This window comes from Pseudobacter sp. (genome assembly GCF_051955275.1).
Lineage (GTDB): Bacteria > Bacteroidota > Bacteroidia > Chitinophagales > Chitinophagaceae > Pseudobacter.
Genome location: NZ_JBQCGW010000260.1, coordinates 1 through 2,624, shown reverse-complemented (window position 1 = coordinate 2,624; position 2,624 = coordinate 1). Strand labels below are relative to the sequence as shown.

Sequence of the window (2,624 nt, the reverse complement as noted above, 5' to 3'; positions counted from 1 at the left end):
CAGGAAAGATTTACCCAGTGTTTCAATACCCAATGTCGCATAGTTATAACCGTAAGTATAGTTGTAGGCAGAGATCACGTCGTCTGTTTTCTCGCGGTAGCGGCAGAACAGCAGTTCTTTTGAATCCCAGCTGTTATTGTACAAACTGGTGAGTGAAGGCTCCAGCTGCAATCCTACCTGTGTGGCATTGGAGAGTACTTCATTAACCAGCGACAATGCCGCGGGATAATCAGTCTGAACGCCACGGTACAGGAGCAGCTTGGCTTTCAGGGCCTGCGCCAGTTGCTTGCTCATCCGCACACCGGTTTTGTAAGCAGGCGCATTAGCGATAGCGAAGTCCAGGTCTTCGATGATCTTCGCATAACTCTCTCCAACAGTGAGCCTGGCCTGGTATACGTTGTTGAGGGTTGACAAAACATCCTTATAGATGATCCCATATTTTGAGTCCGCGGGATCCCACCACCTGCCGAAATACAGAAAGGTGTAGAAATGCGCGAAGGCGCGGATGGCCCTGGCTTCAGCCAGCATCTCCGTTTTCCTGCCGGGCGTGATGAAAACAGATTCAGGCAGGGGCTCGATGGCGGAGATCGCCGCATTGGCGCCATTGGCCGTTTTATAGAAGATCTGCCAGAGGAACTGATTATCGCCGGTGGCAGTCATATTGAAATTGAATGCGGAGCTGCTTGCATTCACTACGCCGAGCATGGAAGAGAAGCCGCTGGAAAAACGGACCGTCCATTCATCCTTACCCAGCGAAGAATAAGCGCCATTCAGCACGGCCTGGGCGGACGGCTCATCAGTAACTGCACCTTCCGGTGTCAGCAGGTATTGTGGTTCCTCGTTAAGGAACTTCTTGCAGGAGCTGGAAGATATTCCCAGCACCAGTGCATATATGAGAAATTGATAGATCGTTTTCATGTTGTCTGCTTTTAGTTGAAGGAAATCCGGGCTGAGAAGTTGAAGGTCTTCACTGATGGATAGATACCGTAATCGCTGCCAATGCCTGCGATGCCGCCGCCACCATTGGTGAGCCTGAAGTTCCCCTGCGGATCGATGCCATTGTAGTTGGTCAGCGTAAGCAGGTTTGACGCTGATACAGAAAGATCGATGGCATTGATGATCTTCACCTTCAGCAGGCTCTGCGGAATGCGGTAGTTGAGGCGCACCAGGTTGAGGCGCACATAATCCGCACGGCTCAGCCAGAAATCGCTGAAGGTATTGGAAGAACCTGTACCCAATGCCATGCGGGGCCAGGCTGCATCACGGTTTTCGGGCGACCAGCTATCCAGCACATAAGAAGGATAGTTCTTCAGAAAAAGCCCCACACCATACCAGTTGGCGGCATTGGTGTACCAATACCGCTTTGCGCCGTAGGAATAAGAGAACTGGGTGGTAAGGGAGAAATTCCTGTAACGAAGATTGGTATTGAAACCGCCGAAAAATTTCGGTTGTGCGCTGCCGAGAGGAACCCGGTCCTTTGAATCCACTACACCATCACCATTGGTATCGTCAAAGCGGAGATCACCGGGGCGGATGCTGTTCAATCCGTTCTGGTACCAGATCTTGGCGTTGGTCTGCGGATTGACGGTTGACAGCAGGTTGTATTCTTCCATGGACTGGTAATACCTGCCACTCCACTGGTACCCGATCCATTGTGAAATAGGCTCACCTTCTTTGATACGCATGGCCAGCGCACTGCCGGAATAGATCTCTATCACGGAATCCACGCCATTTATCTTCAGCGCTTTTGCCAGGTTATGCGCAATATTGAAACCTACAGTGAACGTGGTATTCTTTGTTTTCACCAGGTCATAAGCGATATCGAATTCCACGCCCCTGTTCCTGATACTTGCCACATTCTGTTTCACACTGGTGAAGGCGCTGCTGGAAGGGATGGTGCGCGTGTAAATGATATCCTTCGTTTCTTTTACATAAGCGCCGAGCGTACCCCTGATGCGGTCGTTGTTCAGGGCAAAGTCGATGCCGCCATCGAGCGACACGGTGGTTTCCCACTGCAGCTCGTTGTTACCAAGCTGCGAAGGCGTCATACCGGGCTGCTCATAATACTGGGCCGAGGAATAGAGCGTGCGCCAGTCGTCGTTCCCCAACACCTGCGATCCGGATTTACCGAAGGAAGAACGGAATTTCAGGTAAGAAAAAGCAGGCAGGTATTTCTTCACGAAGGGCTCTTCAGACGCCACCCATGCGAGCGCTCCGGAAGGGAAGAAACCCCATCTTCTGTCGGGGCCAAATCTGGAGCTGCCATCACTCCTGAAAGTGAAGGTGGCCAGGTATTTATTATTGAGCTTGTAATTCAGCCTGGCAATGGCAGAAGCCAGCGAACTGGAAGTGAAGGTGGAGGTGGGTTTCAGCGGAGTGGTACCACTGGTCAGGTTGATCATGATATCCTGATCAGGGAAGTTCTGCACCCCGGTATAGAAATCCTTGTACACCCCTTTCTCCAGGATGAAACCGGCCACAGCGGAAAGAGAATGGATCCTGTTGAACTGTCCGTTATAGGTGGCCGTATTCTCGAAAACAGTGGTGGAGGTCTCACTGTTGCGGATAGTGGCCTGTCCTTTATGACTGGTATATACGGTGCCTTCGCGACTGAAGCGGTCTGC

General features: G+C 51.6%; 2 protein-coding genes. Both read right to left on the bottom strand.

Annotated elements, in window-relative coordinates; all coding sequences use genetic code 11:
* Positions 1-918: RagB/SusD family nutrient uptake outer membrane protein (locus ACTHMC_RS22535; protein WP_440416616.1), on the bottom strand; the 918-nt coding region annotated here is incomplete at its 3' end.
* An 11-nt stretch (positions 919-929) separates the two neighbouring features.
* Positions 930-2,624: SusC/RagA family TonB-linked outer membrane protein (locus ACTHMC_RS22530; protein WP_440416615.1), on the bottom strand; the 1,695-nt coding region annotated here is incomplete at its 5' end.